The organism is Selenomonas sp. KH1T6, assembly GCF_900108415.1.
Lineage (GTDB): Bacteria > Bacillota > Negativicutes > Selenomonadales > Selenomonadaceae > Selenomonas_B > Selenomonas_B ruminantium_A.
Genome location: NZ_FNWN01000022.1, coordinates 22,674 through 46,358, shown reverse-complemented (window position 1 = coordinate 46,358; position 23,685 = coordinate 22,674). Strand labels below are relative to the sequence as shown.

The 23,685-nt window shown below is 55.9% G+C and carries 22 protein-coding genes, 1 other RNA gene and 1 other annotated feature; of the genes, 18 read left to right on the top strand and 5 right to left on the bottom strand.

Annotation, left to right across the window (positions count from 1 at the left end; translation table 11 throughout):
* Positions 1–15: 15 nt before the first annotated feature.
* The 17 genes from ribE (at position 16) to ssrA (ending at position 15,009) form a co-directional block, all read left to right on the top strand.
* A complete protein-coding gene (gene ribE / locus BLW59_RS12225) occupies positions 16–483 on the top strand; it encodes a 6,7-dimethyl-8-ribityllumazine synthase (protein ID WP_029540374.1) in 468 nt (155 codons plus the stop codon).
* Positions 484–516: 33 nt separating this feature from the next.
* On the top strand, positions 517–1,074 hold the full coding sequence (gene yfcE, locus BLW59_RS12220) for a phosphodiesterase (protein WP_029540373.1): 558 nt from the start codon (positions 517–519) through the stop codon (positions 1,072–1,074).
* Positions 1,075–1,078: 4 nt separating this feature from the next.
* Positions 1,079–1,954 carry an Hsp33 family molecular chaperone HslO gene (gene hslO / locus BLW59_RS12215; protein ID WP_074698021.1) on the top strand — a complete coding sequence of 292 codons (876 nt, stop codon included), beginning with the start codon at positions 1,079–1,081 and terminating at the stop codon, positions 1,952–1,954.
* Between the two features lie 286 nt (positions 1,955–2,240).
* A complete protein-coding gene (rplM, locus tag BLW59_RS12210; protein ID WP_029540369.1) occupies positions 2,241–2,681 on the top strand; it encodes a 50S ribosomal protein L13 in 441 nt (146 codons plus the stop codon).
* 24 nt (positions 2,682–2,705) lie between these two features.
* Positions 2,706–3,098, top strand: coding sequence for a 30S ribosomal protein S9 (gene rpsI, locus BLW59_RS12205; RefSeq protein WP_026760347.1), 393 nt, complete (start codon positions 2,706–2,708; stop codon positions 3,096–3,098).
* A gap of 221 nt (positions 3,099–3,319) precedes the next feature.
* Positions 3,320–3,583 (top strand) — a binding site (T-box leader).
* Between the two features lie 113 nt (positions 3,584–3,696).
* Positions 3,697–4,311 carry a phosphoribosylanthranilate isomerase gene (locus tag BLW59_RS12200; protein ID WP_074698020.1) on the top strand — a complete coding sequence of 205 codons (615 nt, stop codon included), beginning with the start codon at positions 3,697–3,699 and terminating at the stop codon, positions 4,309–4,311.
* Positions 4,312–4,396: 85 nt separating this feature from the next.
* The gene (gene trpC, locus BLW59_RS12195) at positions 4,397–5,206 is read left to right on the top strand and encodes an indole-3-glycerol phosphate synthase TrpC (protein ID WP_074698019.1); all 810 of its coding nucleotides are present in this window, start codon (positions 4,397–4,399) and stop codon (positions 5,204–5,206) included.
* Between the two features lie 26 nt (positions 5,207–5,232).
* On the top strand, positions 5,233–6,417 hold the full coding sequence (gene trpB, locus BLW59_RS12190) for a tryptophan synthase subunit beta (protein ID WP_029542954.1): 1,185 nt from the start codon (positions 5,233–5,235) through the stop codon (positions 6,415–6,417).
* On the top strand, positions 6,417–7,211 hold the full coding sequence (trpA, locus tag BLW59_RS12185; protein ID WP_029542956.1) for a tryptophan synthase subunit alpha: 795 nt from the start codon (positions 6,417–6,419) through the stop codon (positions 7,209–7,211). The genes trpB and trpA overlap by 1 nt, the downstream gene beginning before the upstream one ends.
* A 75-nt stretch (positions 7,212–7,286) precedes the next feature.
* Positions 7,287–7,589, top strand: a complete 303-nt coding sequence (locus tag BLW59_RS12180; protein WP_318253543.1) for a hypothetical protein — start codon at positions 7,287–7,289, stop codon at positions 7,587–7,589.
* Between the two features lie 11 nt (positions 7,590–7,600).
* Positions 7,601–9,097: an anthranilate synthase component I family protein gene (locus BLW59_RS12175; protein WP_074698018.1), complete on the top strand. Its 1,497-nt coding sequence runs from the start codon at positions 7,601–7,603 to the stop codon at positions 9,095–9,097.
* Positions 9,078–9,653 carry an anthranilate synthase component II gene (locus BLW59_RS12170; RefSeq protein ID WP_029542961.1) on the top strand — a complete coding sequence of 192 codons (576 nt, stop codon included), beginning with the start codon at positions 9,078–9,080 and terminating at the stop codon, positions 9,651–9,653. The genes BLW59_RS12175 and BLW59_RS12170 overlap by 20 nt, the downstream gene beginning before the upstream one ends.
* 128 nt (positions 9,654–9,781) lie before the next feature.
* Positions 9,782–10,237 (top strand): hypothetical protein, encoded by a 456-nt coding sequence (locus BLW59_RS12165; RefSeq protein ID WP_029542963.1) that lies wholly within the window; start codon positions 9,782–9,784, stop codon positions 10,235–10,237.
* 325 nt (positions 10,238–10,562) lie between these two features.
* Entirely contained in the window at positions 10,563–13,136 is a 2,574-nt protein-coding gene (gene clpB / locus BLW59_RS12160) for an ATP-dependent chaperone ClpB (RefSeq protein ID WP_074698017.1), read from the top strand.
* A 95-nt stretch (positions 13,137–13,231) separates the two neighbouring features.
* Positions 13,232–13,711, top strand: a complete 480-nt coding sequence (locus BLW59_RS12155) for a hypothetical protein (RefSeq protein ID WP_074698016.1) — start codon at positions 13,232–13,234, stop codon at positions 13,709–13,711.
* A gap of 20 nt (positions 13,712–13,731) precedes the next feature.
* Positions 13,732–14,568: an NAD(+) diphosphatase gene (nudC, locus tag BLW59_RS12150; RefSeq protein ID WP_074698015.1), complete on the top strand. Its 837-nt coding sequence runs from the start codon at positions 13,732–13,734 to the stop codon at positions 14,566–14,568.
* A gap of 92 nt (positions 14,569–14,660) precedes the next feature.
* Positions 14,661–15,009: a transfer-messenger RNA gene (gene ssrA, locus BLW59_RS12145) on the top strand.
* Positions 15,010–15,159: 150 nt separating this feature from the next.
* Here the strand turns inward: ssrA and BLW59_RS12140 are convergent.
* From BLW59_RS12140 to BLW59_RS12120, 5 genes are all read right to left on the bottom strand, one after another.
* Positions 15,160–16,023 (bottom strand): CoB--CoM heterodisulfide reductase iron-sulfur subunit B family protein, encoded by an 864-nt coding sequence (locus BLW59_RS12140; protein WP_074698014.1) that lies wholly within the window; start codon positions 16,021–16,023, stop codon positions 15,160–15,162.
* A 1-nt stretch (position 16,024) separates the two neighbouring features.
* Entirely contained in the window at positions 16,025–16,972 is a 948-nt protein-coding gene (locus BLW59_RS12135; RefSeq protein ID WP_074698013.1) for a succinate dehydrogenase/fumarate reductase iron-sulfur subunit, read from the bottom strand.
* Position 16,973: 1 nt separating this feature from the next.
* Positions 16,974–18,815: an FAD-dependent oxidoreductase gene (locus BLW59_RS12130; RefSeq protein ID WP_074698012.1), complete on the bottom strand. Its 1,842-nt coding sequence runs from the start codon at positions 18,813–18,815 to the stop codon at positions 16,974–16,976.
* Between the two features lie 190 nt (positions 18,816–19,005).
* Entirely contained in the window at positions 19,006–19,905 is a 900-nt protein-coding gene (locus BLW59_RS12125; RefSeq protein ID WP_074698011.1) for a LysR family transcriptional regulator, read from the bottom strand.
* Between the two features lie 76 nt (positions 19,906–19,981).
* Positions 19,982–21,775, bottom strand: coding sequence for a methyl-accepting chemotaxis protein (locus BLW59_RS12120; RefSeq protein ID WP_074698010.1), 1,794 nt, complete (start codon positions 21,773–21,775; stop codon positions 19,982–19,984).
* Positions 21,776–21,950: 175 nt separating this feature from the next.
* Between BLW59_RS12120 and BLW59_RS12115 the strand changes: the two genes are divergently transcribed.
* Entirely contained in the window at positions 21,951–23,684 is a 1,734-nt protein-coding gene (locus BLW59_RS12115; protein ID WP_074698009.1) for a phosphoethanolamine transferase, read from the top strand.
* The last annotated feature ends 1 nt before the right edge of the window (position 23,685 follow it).

Genomic DNA, 23,685 nt, shown 5'->3' with positions numbered 1-23,685 from the left:
TAGGAGGAAAAGAAAATGGCAAATGTACTGGAAGGCTATATAACTGGCAAAGGCCTGAAATTCGGCATCGTAGTAGCCCGTTTCAACGAGTTCATCACTTCCAAGCTGCTGGGAGGCGCGCTGGACACCCTGCATCGCCATGAGACGGCTGATGAGGATGTGGACGTGGCCTGGGTGCCGGGAGCATTCGAGATTCCCGTAGTGGCCAAGAAGATGGCTGAGAGCGGCAAGTATGATGCTGTCATCTGCCTGGGTGCGGTTATCCGCGGTTCCACGACCCATTATGATTATGTGTGCAACGAGGTTTCCAAGGGCGTGGCCCAGGTGGGCATGAACAGCGGCATTCCCACCATCTTCGGTGTGGTCACTACCGAGAATATCGAGCAGGCCATCGAGCGTGCCGGCACCAAGGCTGGCAACAAGGGCTCCGACAGCGCCATGGCTGCCATGGAGATGGCCAACCTCTTGAAGAAGATTGGCTAAGGTTTTCTCTGCTGGTGTTTAGGAGGCAATTCCATGAAAATAGGCATTATCAGCGATACCCACGGCCATGAAGGGGCCTGGGCCAAGGCTTTTGACAAGCATTTCCATGATGCGGATATGATTCTCCATGCCGGGGATGTGCTCTATCATGGCCCCCGCAATCCCATGAAGGAGGATTACAATCCCGCAGGCCTGGTGCAGCGTATCAATGAGTGCCCTGTGCCGGTAATCATCGCCAAGGGCAACTGCGATTCCTCTGTGGATGCCAGCTGCCTGGAGCTGCCGGTGCAGGCTCCCTACGCCTATGTGGTGCAGGAGGGACGCCGCATCATCGTCACCCATGGGGACAGCGTCATGTCCAATGAGGAAAAGGACAAGATGGCATCTCACCTGAAGGCCGATGTCTTCATCAGCGGCCATGTACATATCACGGTGCTGGAGAAGCGCGGCAATACCATTTTCCTCAATCCCGGTTCTGCGGCCCTCTCCAAGCGGGAGGACGGACGCCAGACGGCAGCGGTGATGGACGATGAGGGCATCCGCATCTATGATTTGGATACGGACGAAGTTTTGCAGGAGTTGAAGTTTTAATATAATGAAAGACCATTTAGTAAAAGCTACCGCCGAGGGCGTGCGCGTCTATGCGGCGGTGACCACGGAGCTCGTGAATGAGGCAATTTCCCGCCATGACTGCTACCCAGTGGCAGCAGCGGCTCTGGGGCGCACCATGACCGGGGCGCTGCTCATGGCGGCCAATCTAAAGAATGAGGAAGCCATCACTATCAAGTTCAACGGCGGCGGCCCTCTGGGCACTGTGACCGCCGATGCTACCCCTGAGGGCTATGTGCGCGGATGCGTGGGGGAACCCCATGTGAACCTTCCTTTGAACAGCCTGGGCAAGATCGATGTGGGGGGCGGCGTAGGCACGAACGGCCTCGTCACCGTCACCCGCTTCACGGGGCTCAAGGAGCCTGTCTCCGGCAGCTGCGAGCTGACGGACGGGGAGATAGCCGATGACCTTATGAATTACCTCTATGTGTCTGAGCAGACTCCTTCCTCCGTGGGATTGGGAGTGCTGGTGGACAAGGAATTCAAGTGCATCGGTGCCGGCGGCTTCATCATCCAGCCCCTGCCCGGGGCCTCTGATGAGGTTATTGATAAGCTGGAATCGAATCTCAGGAAAGTCAATTCCGTTTCCAGGATGGTGGAGCGGGGACTTGATGCCAAGGGCATCATTGAGGAACTGCTGGAAGGCTTTGAGGTGAGCTGCCTGTCCACCACGGACCTGGCCTTCCGCTGCCACTGCTCCAAGGAGCGCATCGGCGGCGTGCTGGCCAGCCTTGACAAGCAGGATATTGACAGCCTTATCCAGGACGGCCAGGCAGAGGTGGTCTGCCATTTCTGCGGTGAGAAATATCAGTTCGATAAAGAAGAGCTGCAGGCCATAGCATCTTCTTCTAAAAGAGATTAACAAGCGAGGGGCAGGGGCATGGCAGAAGCGGAACGCGTGAAATTTTGCCCCAGGCAAAATTTCAAGTGAAGCTCTGTCATGCCCCTGCCCCGAACGCCTTAGAATGCTTTTTGACTTGTGATAAAAAAGTTTCTGGTAAAACAAAAAAACTCTTGACTAGCATAACCCTTTTCTGTAGAATAGTTCTATGTGATGTCAAGGCAAAGGTTGATCCATTAGCCCCGGACGCCAGTGCTAAGGCAGCGCAATCGAAATGATATTTGAAAACCAATAGGGGGGAAATCGCATGAAGACAACGTTTATGGCAAACGCATCCAATATCGAGCGTAAATGGTATGTTGTAGACGCTGAAGGCCAGACTGTCGGCCGCCTCGCAGCCGAAGTCGCAAAAGTTCTTCGCGGTAAAAATAAACCGACTTTTACTCCGCATGTTGATACGGGTGATTATGTCATCGTCATCAATGCAGAGAAAGTTAAGTTCACTGGAAAGAAGCTCATCAACAAGACTTATTTCCGTCATTCCGGCTACCAGGGCGGCACTACCTTCACCCAGGCAGGCCACATGCTGGAGCGTTTCCCGGAGCGCGTTCTGGAGCACGCTATCAAGGGCATGCTGCCGCACAACCGCCTCGGCGCTCAGATGTACCGCAAGCTCAGCGTTTACGCTGGCAGCGAGCATCCGCATGCAGCTCAGAAGCCCGAGAAGCTCGAGCTTAACATTCGCTAATCTGGATAGGGAGGAACATATTACATGGCACAAGTAAGCTACTACGGCACCGGCCGCAGGAAATCCTCTGTTGCCCGTGTTCGTCTGGTTCCAGGCGAGGGCAAGGTTACGATCAACGGTCGTACCATGGAAGAGTATTTCGGTCTCAAGACTCTCGAACTCATCGTTCGTCAGCCTCTGAACCTCACTGAGACTGTTGACAAGTATGACGTCATCGCCAACGTTGCTGGCGGCGGCGTGTCCGGCCAGGCAGGCGCCATCCGCCACGGCATCACCCGTGCGCTCATGGAGATGGATGCTGAGCTCCGTCCGGCTCTGAAGAAGGCTGGCTTCGTCACTCGCGATCCCCGCGAGAAGGAGCGTCGCAAGTACGGCCTCAAGAAAGCCCGCAAGGCTTCCCAGTTCTCCAAGCGTTAATCCGCTTACAAGAGAATATTGCAAGATCCCGTCAGACATGGTTTGGCGGGGTCTTTTTTATGCTTGTCAGGCCATGGGGCTATGGCAGTCAGTGCTGATTGTTGTGCATGCTGACGAATGTTTTTGTAGAATTTACATCTATTTACAAAAATTAACCCTTGACAAAAGGAGTTAAGGCAGGTATTATAAAGACCATCAGTTGAGGTTACAACTTTACAGCGTTTAAATCGTAGAGCAGAAAGAGTAGTCAGATTGCAGTCCTTCAGCGAGTCGGGGACCGGTTTTCCGGAGGTGGGAGGCCCGATGGACGAGGTTTGATGAATGGTTCTGTGAGAGCTCACCGAAAGCATTGCATAAATGCCAGTAGGCTGGGACGGCTGCCCCCGTTACAGGGCTAGGGCATCGAGCTTTTCTCCGTGCCTGAAATGAGGAGCCTTTCTTTAGGTTTGAATCGGGTGGCACCGCGAAGATATTTCGCCCCGGCAGGAAGAGATATTTCCTGCCGGGGCTTTTGTTTTTAATAATTCCTCTTAGCCTGCCCCGCTTGCGGGGAAGGTGGCAGCCCGCAGGGCTGACGGAAGGGGGAGGAGGCTGTGAGATGATAGTCAAGATATGCGGGATGAAGACAGAGGGGGCTGCCTTGGCGGCAGAAGCTGCCGGGGCTGATCTTTTGGGCTTCATCTTCTACAAGGGCAGCCGCCGCTATGTGGCGCCAGAGATTGTGAAAGAGATTTCCACCGGGATCAGGCATAGCAAGAGAGTGGGCGTCTTCGTGGATGCTCCCTTATCCGAAGTCAATGAGATTGCAGAGTTCTGCAGCCTTGATTACGTACAGCTGCATGGCCATGAAGATGAGGCTTATGCCAGACGGGTAGCAAGGCCGGTCATCAAAGCTTACCGTTATGGAGATAACTTCAACGCTGATGAGGCCGGGCATTATCCAGCAGAAATCATACTGCTGGACAGCTTTGTGAAAGGTGAGGCGGGAGGCACGGGCAAGACCTTCGCCTGGCAGGAAGCCAGCCGGGAGGTGGCCAGCCTTGGGAAGCCCTTGCTGGTGGCAGGGGGGATTTCTGAGGAGAATCTTTCCGAGGTGGCGGAAACCTTTCATCCCTACGGCGTGGATGTGTCCGGCAGCCTGGAGGAGCAGGGAGAGAAATCAGTGAGGCTGATAACTTCCTTCCTGCGGGAGGCAGAGCGATGGCGGGGCTGAAGGCCGTTCCCCCTTCCACCACTAGCGTGGTCCCCCTCCCCCGTAAACGGTGGAGGCTAAATTAAAGACAGAGAGGTGCAAGACCATGAAAGATATATTAGCCGAGATTGTGGCAAAGAAAAAAGAGATTGTAAATGACGCCCGCAGGGAAATGCCTTTGACGGAAATCAAGGCCAGGCTGAATGAGGGCAAGGGGCAGTTCGGACATTTCCGCATGTCCCACAGCTTCCGCCAGCGGGATTGGAATCTGATTGCCGAGTGCAAGCTCCAGTCCCCGGCCAAGGGGAGGCTGAACAAGACCCACTCCGTGGTGGAGATGGCCCATATCTATGAGGCCAACGGGGCGGCCATGCTGTCCGTCCACACTGACCCGCACTTCCTGGGCAGCAATGAATCCTTCAGGGAAGTGCGCCAGGCGGTGGAGCTTCCCCTGCTGCGGAAGGATTTCGTCATTGACGAGTATCAGCTCTATGAGGCCAGGCTCCTGGGGGCGGATGCGGTGCTGCTGATAGCCCGCATCCTTTCTCCCGCCCAGCTCAAGGAGTACCTTTACACCACCTGGAGCCTGGGCATGGATGCCTTGGTGGAGGTCCATGACGAAGAGGATATGGAGGCGGCTCTGTCCACTCCTGCTGAGTACATCGGCATCAACAACCGCAATCTGGTGACCTTTGAGACAGATATCCAGAATACGTTGGAGCTGCTGCCCTATGTGACGGGGGAGCGCAGCCTTATCAGCGAAAGCGGCGTCTTCACCCAGGAGGATGCGGAAATCCTGCAGCAGGCGGGCTGCAAGGGCATCCTGGTGGGGGAGGGACTGGTGAGGGCCAATGATATAGCCCGCCAGACCCGCCTGATGGCAAAGGTTGGAGAAAAGGCCGAGGCTTCGGCTTGACTATATTAGGAAATGAGGAATATCTGATGAATACCAAGGGCAGATTTGGCAAGTTTGGCGGACAGTACGTGCCGGAAATCGTGATGCCGGCTCTGAATGAGCTGGAGGAAGCTTATCTCAAATACAAAGAGGATCCTGAGTTCCAGGAGGAGTTCAGGAGCTACCTGCGGGAGTATGCAGGACGTCCCACCAATCTCTACTATGCAGAGCGGCTGACAAAGCACTATGGCAGGGCCAGGATCTTCCTCAAGCGGGAAGACCTGCTGCATACAGGCGCCCACAAGATCAACAACGCCCTGGGCCAGGCACTCCTGGCCAAGCGCATGGGCAAGAAGCGGGTGGTGGCTGAGACAGGCGCAGGCCAGCACGGTGTGGCCACGGCTACCGTGGCAGCCCTTTTCGGCATGGAATGCCACGTATTCATGGGGGCGGTGGATGTGGAGCGCCAGAAGCTCAATGTGTTCCGCATGAAGCTCCTGGGAGCCAAGGTCATTCCCGTTTCCTCCGGCACCGGCACTCTGAAGGATGCCACCAGCGAGGCCATCCGCTACTGGGCTACCAATATCCAGGATACCCACTACATCATCGGTTCTGCCGTGGGGCCCCATCCTTATCCGGCCATGGTCAGGGATTTCCAGAAATGCATTGGCGAGGAAATCCGCCAGCAGTCCGTGGAGAAGCTGGGGGGGCTGCCGGATTATGTGGTGGCCTGCGTGGGTGGCGGCAGCAATGCCATCGGCACCTTCTATGACTTCCGTGATGATAAGTCAGTGAAGAAGATCGGCGTAGAGGCCGGTGGCCGGGGAGAGGCTGCCGGGGACAACGCCAAGACCCTGTCCGGCACCGGTGAGCCGGGCATCCTGCACGGGGCTTTCAGCTATCTCCTGCAGGACGACGACGGCCAGGTGGTGGAGGCCTACAGCATTTCTGCCGGCCTGGATTATCCCGGGGTAGGCCCGGAGCATTCCTTCTACAAGGACAGCGGCGTGGCCCAGTATGTATCTGTCACCGATGAGGAGGCATTGGCAGCCTTCCAGCGCCTCTCCGGCATCGAGGGCATCATCCCTGCGGTGGAGAGCTCCCATGCCCTGGCATATCTGGAGAAGCTGATGCCTGAGACCAGCCCGGAGGAAACTGTAGTGGTGACGCTTTCCGGACGTGGGGACAAGGATGTGCAGATGGTGGCAAAGGTATTGGGGGAGGAAGCATGATGGCTACGAGGCTGGAAAATAAATTTGCAGAGCTGAAAGACCAGGGCCGCAAGGCGCTGATCATCTATATCACCGCCGGCATGCCCGATGCAGCCGGCACCATCGAGGCAGTGCGCCGGGCTGTGGAAGCCGGGGCGGACATCATCGAGCTGGGAGTGCCCTTCTCTGACCCCATGGCAGACGGTCCTGTCATCCAGACTGCTTCTGTGGAGGCATTGAAGCATGGTATGACCCTGCCCAAGGTTTTTGAAATCGTGAGGGAGATCCGCAAGTTCTCCGAGGTTCCCCTGGTGGCCATGGGCTACATCAACCAGATGCACCACTACGGCTTTGAACGCTTCGTGGAAGATGCCATGGCAGCAGGCATGGACGGCCTCATTGCCCCTGATGTGCCCCATGAGGAGGCCGGGGACATGAGGAAGATAGCTGCTGCTCACAGCTTCCACTTCATGGAGTTCGTCACTCCCGGCACCACAGGGGAGCGCATGAGCGCCACCTGCACCGAAGCCACCGGCTTCGTGTACTGTGTGTCCAACTACGGTGTCACCGGTGTGAAGGAGATTGACTACAGCGTCATTGGCAGAGTCTGCGCCGAGGCCCGCAAGCATACAAAGGTTCCTCTGGCCATCGGCTTTGGCATCGGCACCCCGGAGGCGGCTGCCGCCGCTGCTGCCCATGCAGACGGGGTCATCGTGGGCAGTGCCGTGGTGAAGCGCCTGCTGGACGGCCGGCAGGACGAGGCCATGGAGCTGATCGGCAATATGCGCAAGGCTCTGGACAAGGCTTTTGGCTGAGGTCCTGACAGGAAAATCCTGCTCTCATGACGAATACTCCTGCATGTGGATTTTTGACAGACAGGAGGCAGCAAGATGAGTATTTTTGAGGATTTTGAAAACAAGAAGAAAATAAATATGCAGGATGACCCGGTGGAGCTTTTGAAGAAAGTAAGGGTCAAGGATGGCAACCTCATCACCCGCCGCCATGGCCGCCACACCCAGGAAATCCTGGCAAAGTACAATCAGTCTATTATCCAGTATCAGGAATATATGCGCAGTCACGATGACAACAGGGAGCAGCGGGTCATGCTGTACTCCGAGATCAAGACCCTGGGGTGGGTGCTGGGCAAGCCTGAGAAGGATATCATCAAGGATATCAATACTGCCAAAGTTTAGGGGCGATGTCTATGGAGCTGAAGCCTTCAAGAGAAGAATTCGTAAGCATGTCTGAAAGGGCAAATCTCATTGCCCTTTCTACGGAAATAAATATGGATATGGATACCCCGGTATCGGTCTATGCCAAGCTGGTGGAGGGCAGCCGGGGCTATATCCTGGAGTCGGTGGATACCACCCACCAGCAGTTCGGCAGGTACTCCTTCATAGGAGCGGAGCCCTTCGTGCGTCTCCAGGTCTTCAAGGACCACCTCATGGTGCAGCAGGACGATGTCATGCGCTGCATACAGGGGGAGCCGGTGGCGGCTCTGAAGGAGTATATGAGGGAGTTCCGTCCCCTGCTGACAGATGAACTGCCCTTGGTGAACGGGGGACTGGTAGGCTATTTCAACTACGAGATAGCCGCTGTCTTTGACCGGGTGCGGGGCCTCTCCATTGGGGAAAATGAGATCCTGGGCCAGTTCATGATCTGCCGCCTGCTGGTGGTCTTTGATGCTCTGAAGAACTCTGCCAGGTTAGTGTATCTGGCAGAGTCCCAGGGCAGGGAAGCAGCGGAGGTCTACGACGAGGCTGCCGCCCGCATGGAAGAGGTGGTGAAATGCCTGGAGGGGCCTGTGCCCCGTACTGCTGCAGAAGAAAAGCAGAGGGAACAGAAGCTGGACTTCCAGGCTCTCTATGGTCAGGCACCAAAGGATTTCCTGGAGGCTATCGGCAAGGCCAAGGAGCATATCTTTGCCGGGGATATCTTTCAGGTAGTGCCTTCCCGGCAGTTCCGGGCGTCCATCACCAAGCCCTGCTTTCATTTCTACCGCAGGCTGCGTCAGGTGAATCCCTCTCCCTATATGTTCTATCTGGACTTCGGCCCGGTGAAGCTGGTGGGAGCGTCTCCAGAGATGCTGGTGAAGGTGGCGGGGAGGACGGTCTATACATATCCAATTGCAGGCACCAGGCGCAGGGGAGGCAGCCTCAGGGAGGACGAGGCGCTTTCTGTTGAGCTGAAGGCCGACGAAAAGGAATGTGCTGAGCATTCCATGCTGGTGGACCTGGCCCGCAACGATCTGGGTCGCATCAGCGAGGCTGGCACTGTGCGGGTGACGAAGCTGAAGGAAGTGGAATACTTCAGCCATGTCATGCACATGGTATCAGAGGTGCAGGGAAAGCTCAGGCAGGAGTACGCTCCCATGGATGTGCTGCGGGCTACCTTTCCTGCAGGCACCGTCAGCGGGGCGCCGAAGCTTCGGGCCATGGAGATCATCAATGAACTGGAGCCTGTGCGGCGTGGGTCCTATTCCGGCACTGTGGGCTATATGGACTTTGCCGGGAATATGGACATGTGCATCACTTTGCGCACCATGCGCATCGAAAAGGACAGGGAAGCGGTCATTCAGTCCGGTGCGGGCATTGTGGCTGATTCCGTGCCGGAGAAGGAATATCAGGAAATCCTGCAGAAGTCCAGGGCGCTCTTTGAAGTAGTGGAGGAGGTGGAAAACGGTGATATTGCTTTTAGATAACTACGATTCCTTCACTTACAATGTATATCAGCTGCTTTCGGAACTGGGGGCGGAGGTAGAGGTCATCCGCCACGACAAGATCACGGTGGATGAAATCCGCAGGAAAGGCTATGAGGCCATGGTCATCTCCCCCGGCCCAGGGGTGCCAAAGGACGCAGGCATCAGCGAGGAGGCTGTCCGTGAGCTGGGGAAGGACTTGCCCATCCTGGGCATCTGCCTGGGCCATCAGGCTATTGGCGAGGTATACGGCGGCAAGGTGGTGCGGGCTGGCGAAATCGTCCATGGCAAGCCGTCTCCCATCCATCATAATGGCAAGGGCCTCTATGAAGGCCTGCCCCAGGATACGCCTGTGGCCCGTTATCATTCTCTGATAGTGGAGAGGGAAAGCCTGCCGGACTGCCTGGAAGTCACCAGCGAGCTCTCTGATGGCATCATCATGGGGCTCAGGCACAGGGAATATCCGGTGGAGGGCATCCAGTTCCACCCGGAATCCATCCTCACACCAGAGGGGCACAGGATGCTGCAGAACTTCCTTGGGCAACTTAAGAAAATGTAACTTTGTAACATAATTTTTGCCTTTCTGAATATTCCATGCAGGAATTTTTCAGATTCTCGCGGAATAATATAATCATAGAGAATCGGGGTAACGAGGGATGATTCAGTGACGAAAGCGAGGAGATAGGCTTGGAGAAATTCTACCGATGGCTGCTGTCTAGCGAATGGTCGGAGCGTTTGAAGGCTTATGCTTACATCGAAACGGATTTGCGGCTTCGGGATTGTTATGTCCTGAATGATGACAAATGGAATGATATGAAGATGCTGGTGGGCCAGATACTCTCCATACATTTCAAGAAGTATCCCGCTGAGAGCGTATTGGATTTTTCAGAGCGGATCGTCAGGCTCTATGAAGTGCTGATAAGGCCCCTGTCTGAGGAGCAGAGCAAGCATCACCGTTTCACCATGAAACTGTTGATGGATATTTACGACGAGGATGATAAGGCAGCTCAGCAGGAAATCCGCCAGTATTTCGTGCGGAAAGACCTTGATGAGAATAAATCAGTTCTGGAAAGCCTGTTCAACTGTTATGAAGCGATGATGGAGCGCGTGCGCAGCCGCTATCAGATGACTGCCATGGCCTAGGGCGTGTTGATTAATTCACTAAGCCCATCTTCACGGGTCTTGACTGTCCCTGCTTCGTTGACAAATCCTCGACATAGCACCGCTATGCCTCCGGTTTGTCGCCTTGCAATGGACAGCCAATCCCCGCAAATCTAGGCCAAGTTCATTTAATCAACACGCCCTAATGCGCTGACCATAAGATGTGCCGGAGGAGACCTTCGGCACATTTTCTTTATCAATAAGGTCAAAAAGTCAAGAAAATCATTTGACTTTTTGACCTTATTGTGTTTTAATGAGTACATAAGGAATTGAAATCACTCTTGCAATCAAGATTGGAGGCATATATATGGGACAGGAAAAATTCACGGCCCGCACTTTGGCGGCCTTGCAGTCGGCACAGCAGCTGGCTGCCATGAAATATCATCAGGAAATCACTTCGGCCCATGTGCTGCTGGCGCTGGCCAAGGAGCCGGAGGGGCTTTTGGACACTATCTTTGAGGACTGCCAGACGGATCTGCCTTTGCTGAAGGCCAAGCTGGAGCAGGTGCTCAGCAAGATTCCCGGGGTGAAGGGCACGGACCGCCTCTCTATGGGCATGGATATGGTGCGAGTGCTGGGCAGGGCGGAGGAACTTTCCAAGTCCATGAAGGACGAGTATGTTTCCACCGAGCATCTGCTGCTGGCTCTGGTGACGGATGGCTCAGAAGAGGTGCAGTCCGTCTGCCGGGAGTTCAAGCTCACCAAGAGCCGCATCCAGGACTCCATCAAAAAGAACCGCAAGCAGAATGTCACCAGTGACAATCCTGAGGAGGGCTACAAGTCTCTGGAGAAATACGGCCGGGACCTCACGGACCTGGCCCGTCACGGCAAGCTGGACCCGGTGATTGGCCGTGACGAGGAAATCAGGAGGACTATCGAAATCCTCTCCCGCCGTACCAAGAACAACCCGGTGCTCATCGGTGAGCCTGGCGTGGGCAAGACCGCCATTGTAGAGGGGCTGGCCCGCCGCATTGTGGCAGGGGACGTGCCGGAATCCCTGAAGAACAAGACCCTTTACTCCCTGGACATGGGTGCTTTGGTGGCAGGAGCCAAGTTCCGCGGGGAATTCGAGGAAAGGCTCAAGGGTGTGCTGAATGAGATTGCCAAGTCTGATGGGCAGATTCTCCTTTTCATCGATGAAGTGCATACGGTAGTGGGGGCAGGTGCTGCCGAGGGGGCCATGGACGCAGGCAATATCCTGAAGCCCATGTTGGCCCGGGGCGAGCTGCGTTGCATTGGCGCCACTACCCTCAATGAGTACAGGAAGTACATCGAGAAGGATACCGCACTGGAGCGCCGCTTCCAGCCTGTGCTGGTGGGCCAGCCCAGCGTGGAGGATACTATCTCCATCCTGCGCGGGCTCAAGGAGCGCTATGAGGTGCATCACGGGGTGCGCATCCGTGATGCGGCTCTGGTGGCGGCAGCCACTTTGTCTGACAGGTATATTTCCGACAGGTTCCTGCCGGACAAGGCCATCGACCTGGTGGATGAAGCTGCTGCCAAGATGCGCACGGAAATCGAGTCCATGCCCGGTCCCCTGGATGAACTGCGCCGCAAGATCATGCAGCTGGAAATCGAGGAGCAGGCTTTGAACAAGGAGACTGACGAGGCTTCCAAGGAGAAACTGCAGGGCATCCGTGAGGAAAAGGCCCAGCTCCAGCAGCAGGAGAAGGAACTGCAGGGCAAGTGGGAAAGCGAGAAACAGGCTATCCTGCGGGTCAGGGCCATCAAGAAGGAGATCGACGAGGTAAACGGCCAGATGGAGGCCGCCGAGCGGGCCTATGACCTGAACCGCCTGTCGGAGCTGAAATACGGCAAGCTGCCCCAGCTGCAGAAGACCTTGCAGGAGGAGGAAGCTGCTATTGCCGCCCGCGCCCAGGGTGAGCAGCTCTTGAAGGAAGAAGTGGGTGAGGAAGATATCGCCAAGGTGGTGAGCCGCTGGACGGGCATCCCCGTGTCCAAGATGCTCACGGGCGAGAGGGAGAAGCTGATTCATCTGGAAGATGTGCTCCATGAGCGGGTAGTGGGCCAGGACGAGGCAGTGAAAGCTGTCAGTGAAGCTATCCTGCGGGCCCGGGCCGGCATTAAGGACCCCAACCGTCCCATCGGTTCCTTCATCTTCCTGGGCCCCACGGGGGTGGGCAAGACGGAGCTGGCCAAGACTTTGGCAGAGGCTCTTTTTGACGATGAGCGCAGCATGATCCGCATTGATATGTCCGAGTACATGGAGAAGCACTCCGTGGCAAGGCTCATCGGTGCGCCTCCGGGCTATGTGGGTTACGATGAGGGTGGTCAGCTGACGGAAGCTGTGCGTCGTCGTCCCTATAGCGTCATCCTGTTGGACGAGATAGAGAAAGCACATCGTGATGTGTTCAACGTGCTCCTGCAGATCCTGGACGATGGCCGCCTCACTGATGGCAAGGGCCGGGTGGTGAACTTCAAGAACACAGTCATCATCATGACCAGCAATCTGGGTTCCCATGAAATCCTCAACAAGGATTACGAGGAGGCCAAGGGGGCGGTGAAGGAACTGCTGAAGGAATACTTCCGCCCCGAGTTCCTGAACCGGGTGGATGACACCATTGTCTTCAAGGCCCTGGAAAAGGAGCAGGTAAAGGGCATTGCCGCCATCCTCTTGAAAGCCTTGGACAAGCGCCTGGAGAAGCAGGTGGGCATCACCTTAGCCTGGAGCGAAGAGGCTTTGAACGCTCTGGCAGACAAGGGGTTCGACCCCAACTTCGGTGCCCGCCCCCTGAGGAGGCTCCTGACCCATACTGTGGAGACAGAGCTTTCCAAGGAAATCATCAAGGGCGAAGTGCAGGAAGGGGATACGGTAAGGATCGAGGCAGAAAACGGCGAGTTCGTGTTCCGCAAGGGCTGAGATGTATAGCATAAAATAATGAAGGTTGATTTTGCTGATTTGTTCTTCTATACTGGAAGCAAATCAGCAATTTTTTTTGCAAGGGAGGGGGGAAGGTGTTTCAAGGTATAAGGCATCTGCTTTGGAAACATGGAGCTGAAGGACTTTTTGAAGAATTGTTCGCAAGGTTCCCACTCGTCCTTGCTGGCAAGATATACTACGCGCCTACAGGCTATCCCGGGCAGAAGGCGTATACATTTTTTGATGATGACGGCTCTTACCGCATAGTCATTGACCTTGGTGAGCACACTTCCCAGGAGGATGTGGAAAATTCCGTTTACCATGAGTTCCGCCACCTCATGCAGCATGAGATGCTGGAGGAGGGGTATATCAGGCGGTGCAACAGGCTGAAGCGGGATATGGCCTGGTATCTCTTTTCTCCCACGGAAATAGATGCGCGGGTCTTTGCCAGAACCAGGGGGGAGATAGCAGATAGGCGCATCTTTGAGGAAATTGGCAGGCTGGATGATTTTGCTAATTCCAAGCTGTTTTTATACCGCTGCATGGAAATATCGAGAAAGTATGACGTAGGATAAAGGAAGGAGATCTTGCTGAGATGATACAGGATATATCACCCATGAAACTCAGGAACGAGTACAGGCCGGAAAAGGCGTGCGGACCGAAGGATACGGTAATATGCGTTCAGGGGGGCAGCTTGCTGGTGCGCGAGGGGGTAGCAGAGATATGTTTCCCCCTGCGTGAGGAACTACCGGCAGATGCGTCCTGCCGCTATTTGTTTTCCATAGACGAAAGGGACTTCTATCTGGCAGAGAGTGTGGCAGAATTGCCCTGGTATCATTACCTGAGCCTGAGGGATATACGTTACAAGCTGAAGGGACCGCGTTTTCTGATGTATGCAGCTTATACAGCCTTCCATCTGGCTGTATGGTACCGGGACAACAAATTCTGTGGGCGTTGCGGCAGCAGTACGGTTCATTCAGAAAATGAACGGGCCCTGAAATGCCCAGATTGCGGCCATGTGATTTATCCCCGGCTGATGCCTGCGGTGATTGTGGGGGTTATCAATGGCGACAGCATTCTCATGACGAAATACGCCAACCGCCCCATGTCTTTTTACGCCCTGATTGCAGGCTTCACGGAAATCGGCGAGACCCTGGAGGAGTGTGTGGCCCGGGAGGTCATGGAGGAAGCAGGGCTGAAGGTGAAGAACCTGCGCTATTACAAGTCCCAGCCCTGGGGCAGCGTACAGGATCTCCTGATGGGGTTCTACTGTGATGTGGACGGGGATACGGAAATAAAGCTGGAGAGAAATGAGCTTAAAGAAGGCCGCTGGGTGCCACGGGCAGAAATAGAGGGGCAGACAGATGATTTGAGCCTGACAAATGAGATGATGATGGTGTTCAAGGAAGGCAGAGAGCCAGGCGTGCGCTGAATATACGCAGAAACAGAGTGTGCCTGTTGACAGCTGATACAGGCTGCTCTATAATGAAGATAGCGTAATCGCTTGGTGTGTCTTTATCTTGTGGGGATGTAATGGTCTCGACGGGGATAGATGGTATGTCGATAGCGAGCCGAGACGCCTGATCTCGTTAAAATTGGCAACTAGCTTAAATATAAAAGCTAACGAAGATTACGCACTGGCTGCTTAAAGCCACCTCTCTCTGACTGACTCCCACTAGGACAGAAGAGAGGCCAAATGTGGGATACTTGGCAGGTTTTGTCCGAGGGCCTGCTGGGGAACTTTTTATCGGAATCGGGATGAGGTTCCTTGTTTGTGGGGTGCTGATTCCTTAAACTAATCCACAAACTGCGCTCGGAGAAGTCGGTGTAGCAATATTTTCGGACAGGAGTTCGATTCTCCTCATCTCCACCAAAAGAATAGTACAGAGCCGTCCCGGCAGGGGCGGCTCTTTGACTATGGAAAAATTTGCGGACGTCAAAGCGGCCCCCGGATCTACACTCCGGGGGCCGTTTTGATATGTGTATATGTATATATGGGGCAAGCAAATGTTAGAGAAGCACCTTAGATCTTGAGCTTGGCCTGGGCGGAAACGTGGCGGTTGAAGCCTACATCTTCCTTGCTGAGGCCCAAGGCGAAGCCTACCAGCTGCTGCATGTGCAGGATGGGGACTTCAGCCTGGCTGTGGACGGCCTCGCGGCCTTCCGGCTCGTACATATCAAGCTGCATCTGACAGAGGGGGCAGGGGGTGACGATGGCATCGGCCTCTGCCTTGTTGGCGCTGTCCACAATCTGGCCAGTCACCGTGAGCACGTCGTGCTCTGCTGCCAGCTGGGCGTGGAAGCCGCAGCACTTGCGCTTGGCATCGAATTCCACGCTCTTGGCGCCCAGGGCCTCGATGAGGCGTTCCAGGGATTTGGGATGTTTGCCATCCTCGTGGTTCATGATTTCCTGGGGGCGGAGGATATGGCAACCGTAGTAGCCAGCTACCCGCAGGTCGCTCAAGGGCTTGGTGATCTTGCCCTTCAGGAGGTCAGGGTTCTTGTCCAGCACCCAGAGGAAGTGGGTGATTTCGGAAGTGCCCTTGTACTCGTAAGGATGGCCGCCCTCCTTCAGGATACCGTTGACTTTCTCACGGAGCTTCTCATCCTTGTCCAGGCGATGCTTGGCGGTGCGCAGCTGCAGGGTGCAGGTGTTGCAGACCGTCATGATGGGCAGGCCCATATGCTCGGCGATGGAGATGTTGCGGGCATTGACTGCCAGGGCTGCCAGATCATTGACACCCTGGGCGTGGGAGGCGCCGCAGCAGGTCCAGTTCTCGATTTCCACCAGTTCGATGCCCAGCTTCTCGCAGACTTTGCTCATGGAAGTATAGGCCTCGGCAGCCGCTCCTTTCAGGACACAGCCGGGGAAAAATGCGTACTTCATATTATTCTGCCTCCTTTTCCGCGGCCTTTACAACGGCTTGGATGGTCTTGATATCGGGGTTCACGGGATGGGATTCCAGCGGATTCATCTTGCCCGTGTTCATGAGGCGCAGGGCCATGGGCAGGCGCAGGCCGGCCATGATGAAGCCCTCGGACTTGATGTTGAGCTTGGCTTCATCCAGCATGCCGGAATCGGAGATGTCATCGTAGATGGCCTTGGCGTGCTTGCCGCCTACATCCTGGCTGAGGCCCATCTTGAAGGTAGCCTCCTTGAGCTTCTCGATGGCACCGGCGGGGTCCAGGCCCTTGGGGCACTTGGCAGTGCATTCCTGGCAGTTGAAGCAGCGCCAGAGACCGGCATCCTGCACGGCCTGGAGATGCTGCTTGGGGTCGCGGTTGCGGCTGTCTGCTACCAGGCGCTCTGCCTTGACGAACACGAAGGGATCCAAGAAGTCGTCCTGGTTCAGGGTGTTCTTGTTGCACTCGGAAACGCAGGAGCCGCAGAGGATGCAGCCTGCGTATTTCTTGAATTTGTTGAACTCCTCAGGGCTCTGCTTGCAGCCGGTCTCCTTGGTGAATTCGGGTTTCGGCTCCAGGGCGGGCTTGATCTTCTTGAGGCGGGCATACTTGGGATCCCAGTCCACGATCAGGTCGCGGAGCACCCGGAAGTTGCCCAGAGGCTCGATGGTGAGAGTGTCGGTGTCATAGCGCTTCAGCAGGTTCTCCACGAGAATCTCGCAGGCCAGCTCGGCATTGCCATTGACCTTCACGGCGCAGGCGCCGCAGATGCTGGAGCGGCAGGAGCAGGTGAAGGAGAGGGTGGGGTCCTGGGTCTCTTTGACCACAGTCAGGGCTTCCAGGACAGTCATGCCCACAGTCACGGGCAGCTTGTACTTCTGTACCCACTGCTTGCCCTCTACGGAGCGATGTATATTCAGCGTTACGTCCATTTTAGTACTTCCTTTCCTTCGGCTGATACTTCGTGATGACAACGTCCTTGTACTCGGTGTGGTAGCCGCCATCCTTCTTGAAAATCAGTGTGTGCTTGAGGAAATTCACATCATCGCGCTTCGGATAATCCCGGCGGGAATGGCCGCCGCGGCTCTCCTTGCGGGCAATGGCTCCCTGCACGATGCTGTGGGACACCTGCAGGAGGTTGCCCAGCTCGATGTACTGCTCGAAGGCGGTATTGTACACATGGGAGGTGTCTCCCACATAGCAATGCTCATATTCTTTCTCCAGGGCGGTGAGTTCCTGGGCTGCTTCCAGCAGCTGGTTCTCTTCCCGGAAGACGCCCACCTTGTACCACATGGTGTTGACCATGGCATCACGGATCTCCGGCACAGTCTTGCCTGCGGAGCGGTCACGGGTGGTGACTTCAGTGAACTTGTCCTGCCACTTGGCGCAATCCTGGGCCATCTTCTCCTGATTGCCTTCGTACTTGTGCTCCTTGGCATAGGCTGCGGCGCCGTCGCCTGCGGTATGGCCGAAGACCAGCACCTCGGAGAGGGAGTTGGCACCCAGGCGGTTGGCGCCATGGATGGAAACGCAGCTGCACTCGCCTGCTACGAAGACGCCGGGCACACGGGAGGCGCCGGTGTGGAAGTCGGCCATCTCCAGGCCGCCCATTGAGTAGTGGCAGGTGGGAGCGATGGGCACCATTTCCTTCTTGATGTCCACGCCGGCAAAGCGCTTGGAGAGATCCAAGACCTGGCCCAGGCGCTCGTCGATGCGCTCGGGAGGAATGTGGCGGAAGTCCATGTAGACGCCTGCATGGATGCCTTCGCCGATGCCGCGGCCCTCCAGCATTTCCGTGGCAATGGCACGGGCCACGATATCGCGGGTGGCCAGCTCTTTCTTCTCAGGGGCGTACTTGCCCATGAAGCGCTCGCCGTCCTTGTTGATGAGGAGAGCACCCTCAGCGCGGCTGGACTCGGAGAGCAGCACGCCGTTGGCGGAAAGGCCAGTGGGGTGGAACTGCACCATTTCGGGATCCTTGAAGGGGATGCCGATGTTCATGCCGGCCACGATGCCGTCGCCGGTGGAACTGTAGGGATTGGAGGTGCGGATCCAGTAGACCCGCCCATAGCCGCCGGTAGCTATGATGACGGTCTTGGCAGCCACGCCCAGGAGGTTGCCGCTGCGCATATCCATGGCGATGACGCCGTTGAGTTTGTCGCCGTCCATGCTGATTTCCAGCATCTGGCACTCGGAAATGAAGTCGATATTGTTCTTCAGGCACTGCTCAAAGAGGGCATGCACCATGGCATGGCCTGCGCGGTCCTCGAAGTAAGCAGCCCTGGGGTGGGAGGAACCGCCCATCTTGCGCTGATGGAAGGCGCCGTCCTTCTGGCGGTTGTAGGGATAGCCCATGAAATCCATCTCATATATGTTCTCGCCGGCCCGCTGGGCGAAGTATTCCACTGCATCCTGGTCGCAGAGGTAGTCGCCGCCCTTGATGGTGTCGAACATGTGGGATTCAACACTGTCCTCAGGGTCGGTGACGCCGGTGACGCCGTTCATGCCGCCCTGGGCCATGGTGGATGCGGAGCGGGTGGGGACCAGCTTGGTCATGACGGCCACTTTCAGGTTCTTGTTCTCGGCTGCTGCCAGAGCTGCGCGCATGCCTGCGCCGCCGCTGCCGATGATCAGCACGTCGTAGGTGATATCACCTTTTTGCACAGATTTGGGAATGTTCTGCCCATTCCAGGTGAAGTATGACCCTGCAGCCAAAGCTACGCCCGCAGCTGCCGCACCTTTTATGAATGTGCGGCGTGAGATGGTAGTTGACATAGTACAAGCCCTCCTGTTGCGAAAAAATCATGCAACTCAAAATAACAATACAAAATAAATCGGCTTTATTGTAGCATTCATTATTGTCTATGGTAAAATACATCTTTCTTATATGAGGTATTTGATTTTTCAATAGGTTTGGGAAGGGGCTATTGGAAATTAAAAAGCCTTCCTCTGAGAGGAAGGCGGGTTAGCGTATGAACTGCAGGAATACCTGGGCAGCTTTGGACAGGTGCTGGTTTGCTCCGTAGGCTGCTACCAGTTGCCTGGCCTCTATATTTTCCTTCAGTGCGAAGAAGAAAGGAGTCTCCTTGCGGGCACCAAGCCTGATGAGCATATCCGTGATGAGGGTGGCTCCCATGCCACGGGAGCAAAGCTCTGCGGCGCTCAGGACGCTGTCTCCCTCGAAGACCTCACGGGGCTTCACGCCGGTGGTCTTGCAGAGATGGTCATAAATGGTCCTCATGCACCGGCTGGGTTTCAGGATGATGAAAGGCTCGTCCTGGAAAGCCTTGAAGGAAATGACCGGATAGGGCAGGGGCTGTACCCCGTTGTACTGGCTTACCATGGGGTGGTGCCGCGGCACTGCTACGAACACGCGCTCCTCCATGAGGGGAATGGTGCGGAAAGTATCCGGCAGAGGAGTGTAGAGCAGGGAAAAGTCCACGTGCCCCTGGAGGATATGCTCCTGGAGCCTGGAAGTTGAGCCTTCGACTACGGACAGTTGGATATTGGGATAGCGCTGGTGGAAGGCTACCATGGCATCTGCCAGAACACATACAGAGCGGGTGCGGGAACTGCCTATGCGCACCTGCCCGGAGCGGAGCTCCGAGAGGTCGTCCACCCGGCTCAGGAGATTCTTGCGCAGGTCTTTCATTTGGTGGGCGGCTTCTATATAGATGCGTCCCGCCTCTGTCAGCTGCAAAGGGCTCTTGCTGCGGTCAAAGATCTGCATGCCCAGCTCTCCCTCGATTTTCTTGATGCATTGGGAAAGGGAGGGCTGGGAGATGAAGAGGTGTTTGGCGGCCAGGGAGAAAGTCCCGTCTTTGGCCACTTGCAATACGCTGCGCCATTCGTGTTCATCTATCATAATATCCCTTCCTGTTTTCTTGATTTAAAATCGGCTGGCAGACAAGGCCGCCAGCCGATGGGGGAGCGATTCGGTTTCAGACCTTGAACTTGGTGACGGCCTGGCGGAGTTTCTCAGACATATTGGCCAGCTCCCGGCAGGAGTGAGCCATATCCTGCATGGAGGCTGACTGTTCTTCTGTGGCGGCGGAGACGTTCTCGGATTCTGCCACCACGTTCTTGCTCATATTGTCGATCTCCTGGATGGACTGCTGGCAGCCCGTGGCATCTTCCGTAGCGGAGCGGGAAGCCTGGGCAATGCGGTCAGACTGCTTGGAAATGCTCTCGATGAGCTGGGCAATATCCTGGAATTCGGAGCCGGTCTGGCTGACGCTTTCTTTGGTGGTGACCAGCTGCTGGGTGCCGTCGTTCATGCTGGACACAGCGTGCTTGGTGTCTTCCTGGATCTGCCCGATGAGCTGGGCAATCTGGGAAGCTGCTTCTTCGGACTGGGCAGCCAGTTTCCTGATTTCCTCAGCTACTACGGCGAAACCTCGGCCCTGCTCGCCAGCCCTGGCTGCCTCGATGGCGGCGTTGAGAGCCAGGAGGTTCGTCTGCTCGGCGATGCTGGAGATGGTATCCGTAATCTGGCCGATGGTGTCGGAGCGAGCCCCCAGCTCCCGGATGCGGGCGGCGGAACTCTCCACGGCCTGGCTAAGATGTTCCATGTCGCTGACGGTGCGGGAGACCACCTGCTGGCCGTTCTGGGCGGCCTGGGCAGCCCGGCGGGTATTGGCGGCGGTGTCTTCGGCGCTGCTGGAGACCCGGTTCATGGTCTCTGCCAGCCGGTCGATGGACTGGGTGGCGTCATTGACGGCGTTCAGCTGGTTGTTAGCGGCTCCGGCCACATCGGTGATGGATACGGCTACGCTGTGGCTGGCCTGGGAAGACTGCTCGGTGCGCTCTGTCAGGTCAGCAGCATCGGAGGCTACCTGCTCGGCAGAACTGGTGATGGTGTTGAGAAGACCGCGCATGCTGCCAGCAAGATTGCCTATGGAATGCATCATGCCGCCGATTTCGTCATTGCGGCTCACCCAGTCTTCACGGATGGGTTCCTTGCGGTAGTCGCCTTCGGCAAACTGCCCCAGACGGCGGGTGACGAAGACGATGGGGTCAGCAAAGGCCTGGGCCAGACGCATGCTGATGACCACCACCAGCACTTCAATGATGGCCAGCAGGACAATGGAAATGATAATCTGGCTGTTCAGCTTGCTCTGCATCTCATCGGCGTATGCGTTGGCCCTGGCATCGATGTAGTCGATGTAGGAGCCGGTGTCGATGACCCAGTCATAGGGCTTGAAATAGCCTACATAGGTGCGCTTGGGGGAGTCAGTGCTCTCGCCGGGCTTGGGGAAGGAGTAGTTTACGAAGCCGCCGCCGGCGTCAGCAGCCTTGAACATGTCCTGCATGTACATGACACCCTGGCTGTCCTTGTTCTGGGAGCGGTCCTTGCCCTCTACCTTGGCCCCCTGGATGGGGTGCACCACGCAGATGCCTGTGCGGCGCTCATCTACTGAGAAGTAGCCCTTGCCCTCATCGAAACGGGTGTTGCGGATGGCTTCCATGGCCAGCTTCTTGGCCTCGGCCTCTTGTATGCGGCCGGCCTGCTGTTCCTTGTAGATGCCTTCGATGGCGGAGATGATGCCTTCAGTCTGCATCTTCAGTTCCCGGTCATACTGCTGGGCAAGCTCGACCCTGTAGGTTTCCACCTGCTCATTGTTGCTGCGTATCTGGGACACAATGAAGAAAGCGCCGACGGTCAGGGTCGATGCTGCACTCAGCAGCACGAACAGCACAGTCAGCCTGTCCCGGACGGATTTGAAGTTAAACATAGCCATCCTCCTAGTATTAAAAATGAAAAACGATTCCGTGGTAATGTGGAATAATTCGTTTCAGATGGGAGAAAATCCTTCACCAGACAAAGAAAAATGGTAAATTAGGCAGAATTTTAAGGGATTTTATGTTGGGAATCGTATGTGGTATCATAGATGCCATGGAGGTGGAGAAATGCTCTCCGAAAGACTGAGGAAAATCAAAGCGCAGCTCTTACGCCTTTGGGCCAGGGGCAAGCGTTTCGCAGAAAAAAATCTGGGGCTTATCATGGCCTTGTTCCTGTTGAATTGGTTCACCATCTGCTATCTGAACCTGCAGCATTACAAAGACCAGCAGCTGGGAGTGCTGCTGGTGGATGGCGTCTTCGTGCTGGCGGGGGCAGCTCTGTATGTGGGGCTGCTGGGGCTGGTACCTGCAAGACCTGTCAGGCGCGCGCTGGCCGGCCTGTCCTTTTTTGTCGCGGCGCTCTTGGGAGGGCTGGAGTGCTTTGCTCTATGGAATTACCGCGCTCAGATTGGGGCGGGCATCATCACGGCGGTTATGCAGACCAATCCTCAGGAGGCAGGGGAGTTCTTTGCCCGCTATGTGGGGATTTTCGGTATTGTCCTGGCCTTTGGCTTCTTTGTCCTCTGTGTGGGCATTTGGCATTATATGCAGGCATTGCGCTGGAAATATCCCTCGGGTCACTGGCGCAGTCGTTTGTTGCTGGCTCTGCTGGTGGCGGGAGCCGGGGCGGGAGGCGTGCTTTTACAGCAGTACCACAATTTCATCGTCAACAATGACCTGGATATTCCCGTGGTGAGAGTGGGACTTTCCCTTGACACGGCCATGAACAATATTCGTTCCTATGAAGAAATCATCACTCAGGCCGCCACAGAACCTGAGCTTACCCGCAATAACAGTTCTGTACCCTATGTGGTTTTCATTGTGGGAGAGTCCACTAATCGCCGCCGCCTGCATCTTTACGGTTATCCACTGGAGAATACGCCTAATCTCGATGACCTCTATGGCAAGGGGGAACTGGCAGTCTTTCGCGAGGTCATTGCCCCTCAGGGGGCTACAGCGGCGGTGCTCAGGGAACTCTTCACCTTTGCAGATGCGGAGAACACTGATACCTGGTACAAATACAACAATCTCATAGATATCATGAAGGCAGCAGGGTATAAGACCTCCTGGCTTTCCAATCAGGAAAGCTCTGGCATCTGGGGAAATGTCAGCCAGTTCTACAGCCAGCGCAGTGATTTGAGCCGCTATACCCAGATAAGAGAGTCTCACGAAGAAAGCGGCAGGCTGGATGAGGAGCTTTTCCCTTTGGTGGATGAAGCTCTGGCAGAGGCTCAGCCCGGGCAGAAGCAGTTCATGGTGCTGCATCTGATGGGGGGCCACAGCCTCTACTATCTGCGCTTCCCCTATCTCTTCACAAAATTCAGGGCGGAAGATGTACCTCCGCCCCAGGATGGGCTTTCTGAAGAAAAGCGCACGGAAATCGCCCAGTATGAGAATGCCCTGTTCTACAATGACTTTGTGGTCAGCTCCCTCATTGGCAAGTTCCGGGATAAGGATGCTCTCATCATCTATCTGCCAGACCACGGGGAGGCAGTTTACGACCACGGTTACCGCAGCGGCCATGTGGAGGAGAACCCCACCCAGGAAATGCTGGAGGTGCCGATGGTGTTCTGGGGCTCACCTGAGTTCCGCAGCAAGCACAGTGATAAATGGGAACAGCTCCAGGCAGCAGTGAACCGTCCCTATATGACAGACGATATGATTCATACTGTATTGGATCTGCTGGACATTGCCACGGCAGAGTATGACCCTGCCAAGAGCATTGTGAATCCTGCTTTCAATGAAAAAAGGCCCCGCATGGTGCAGGGCCGGGATTTTGACAAGGAGATATTGGGGAAGTGAA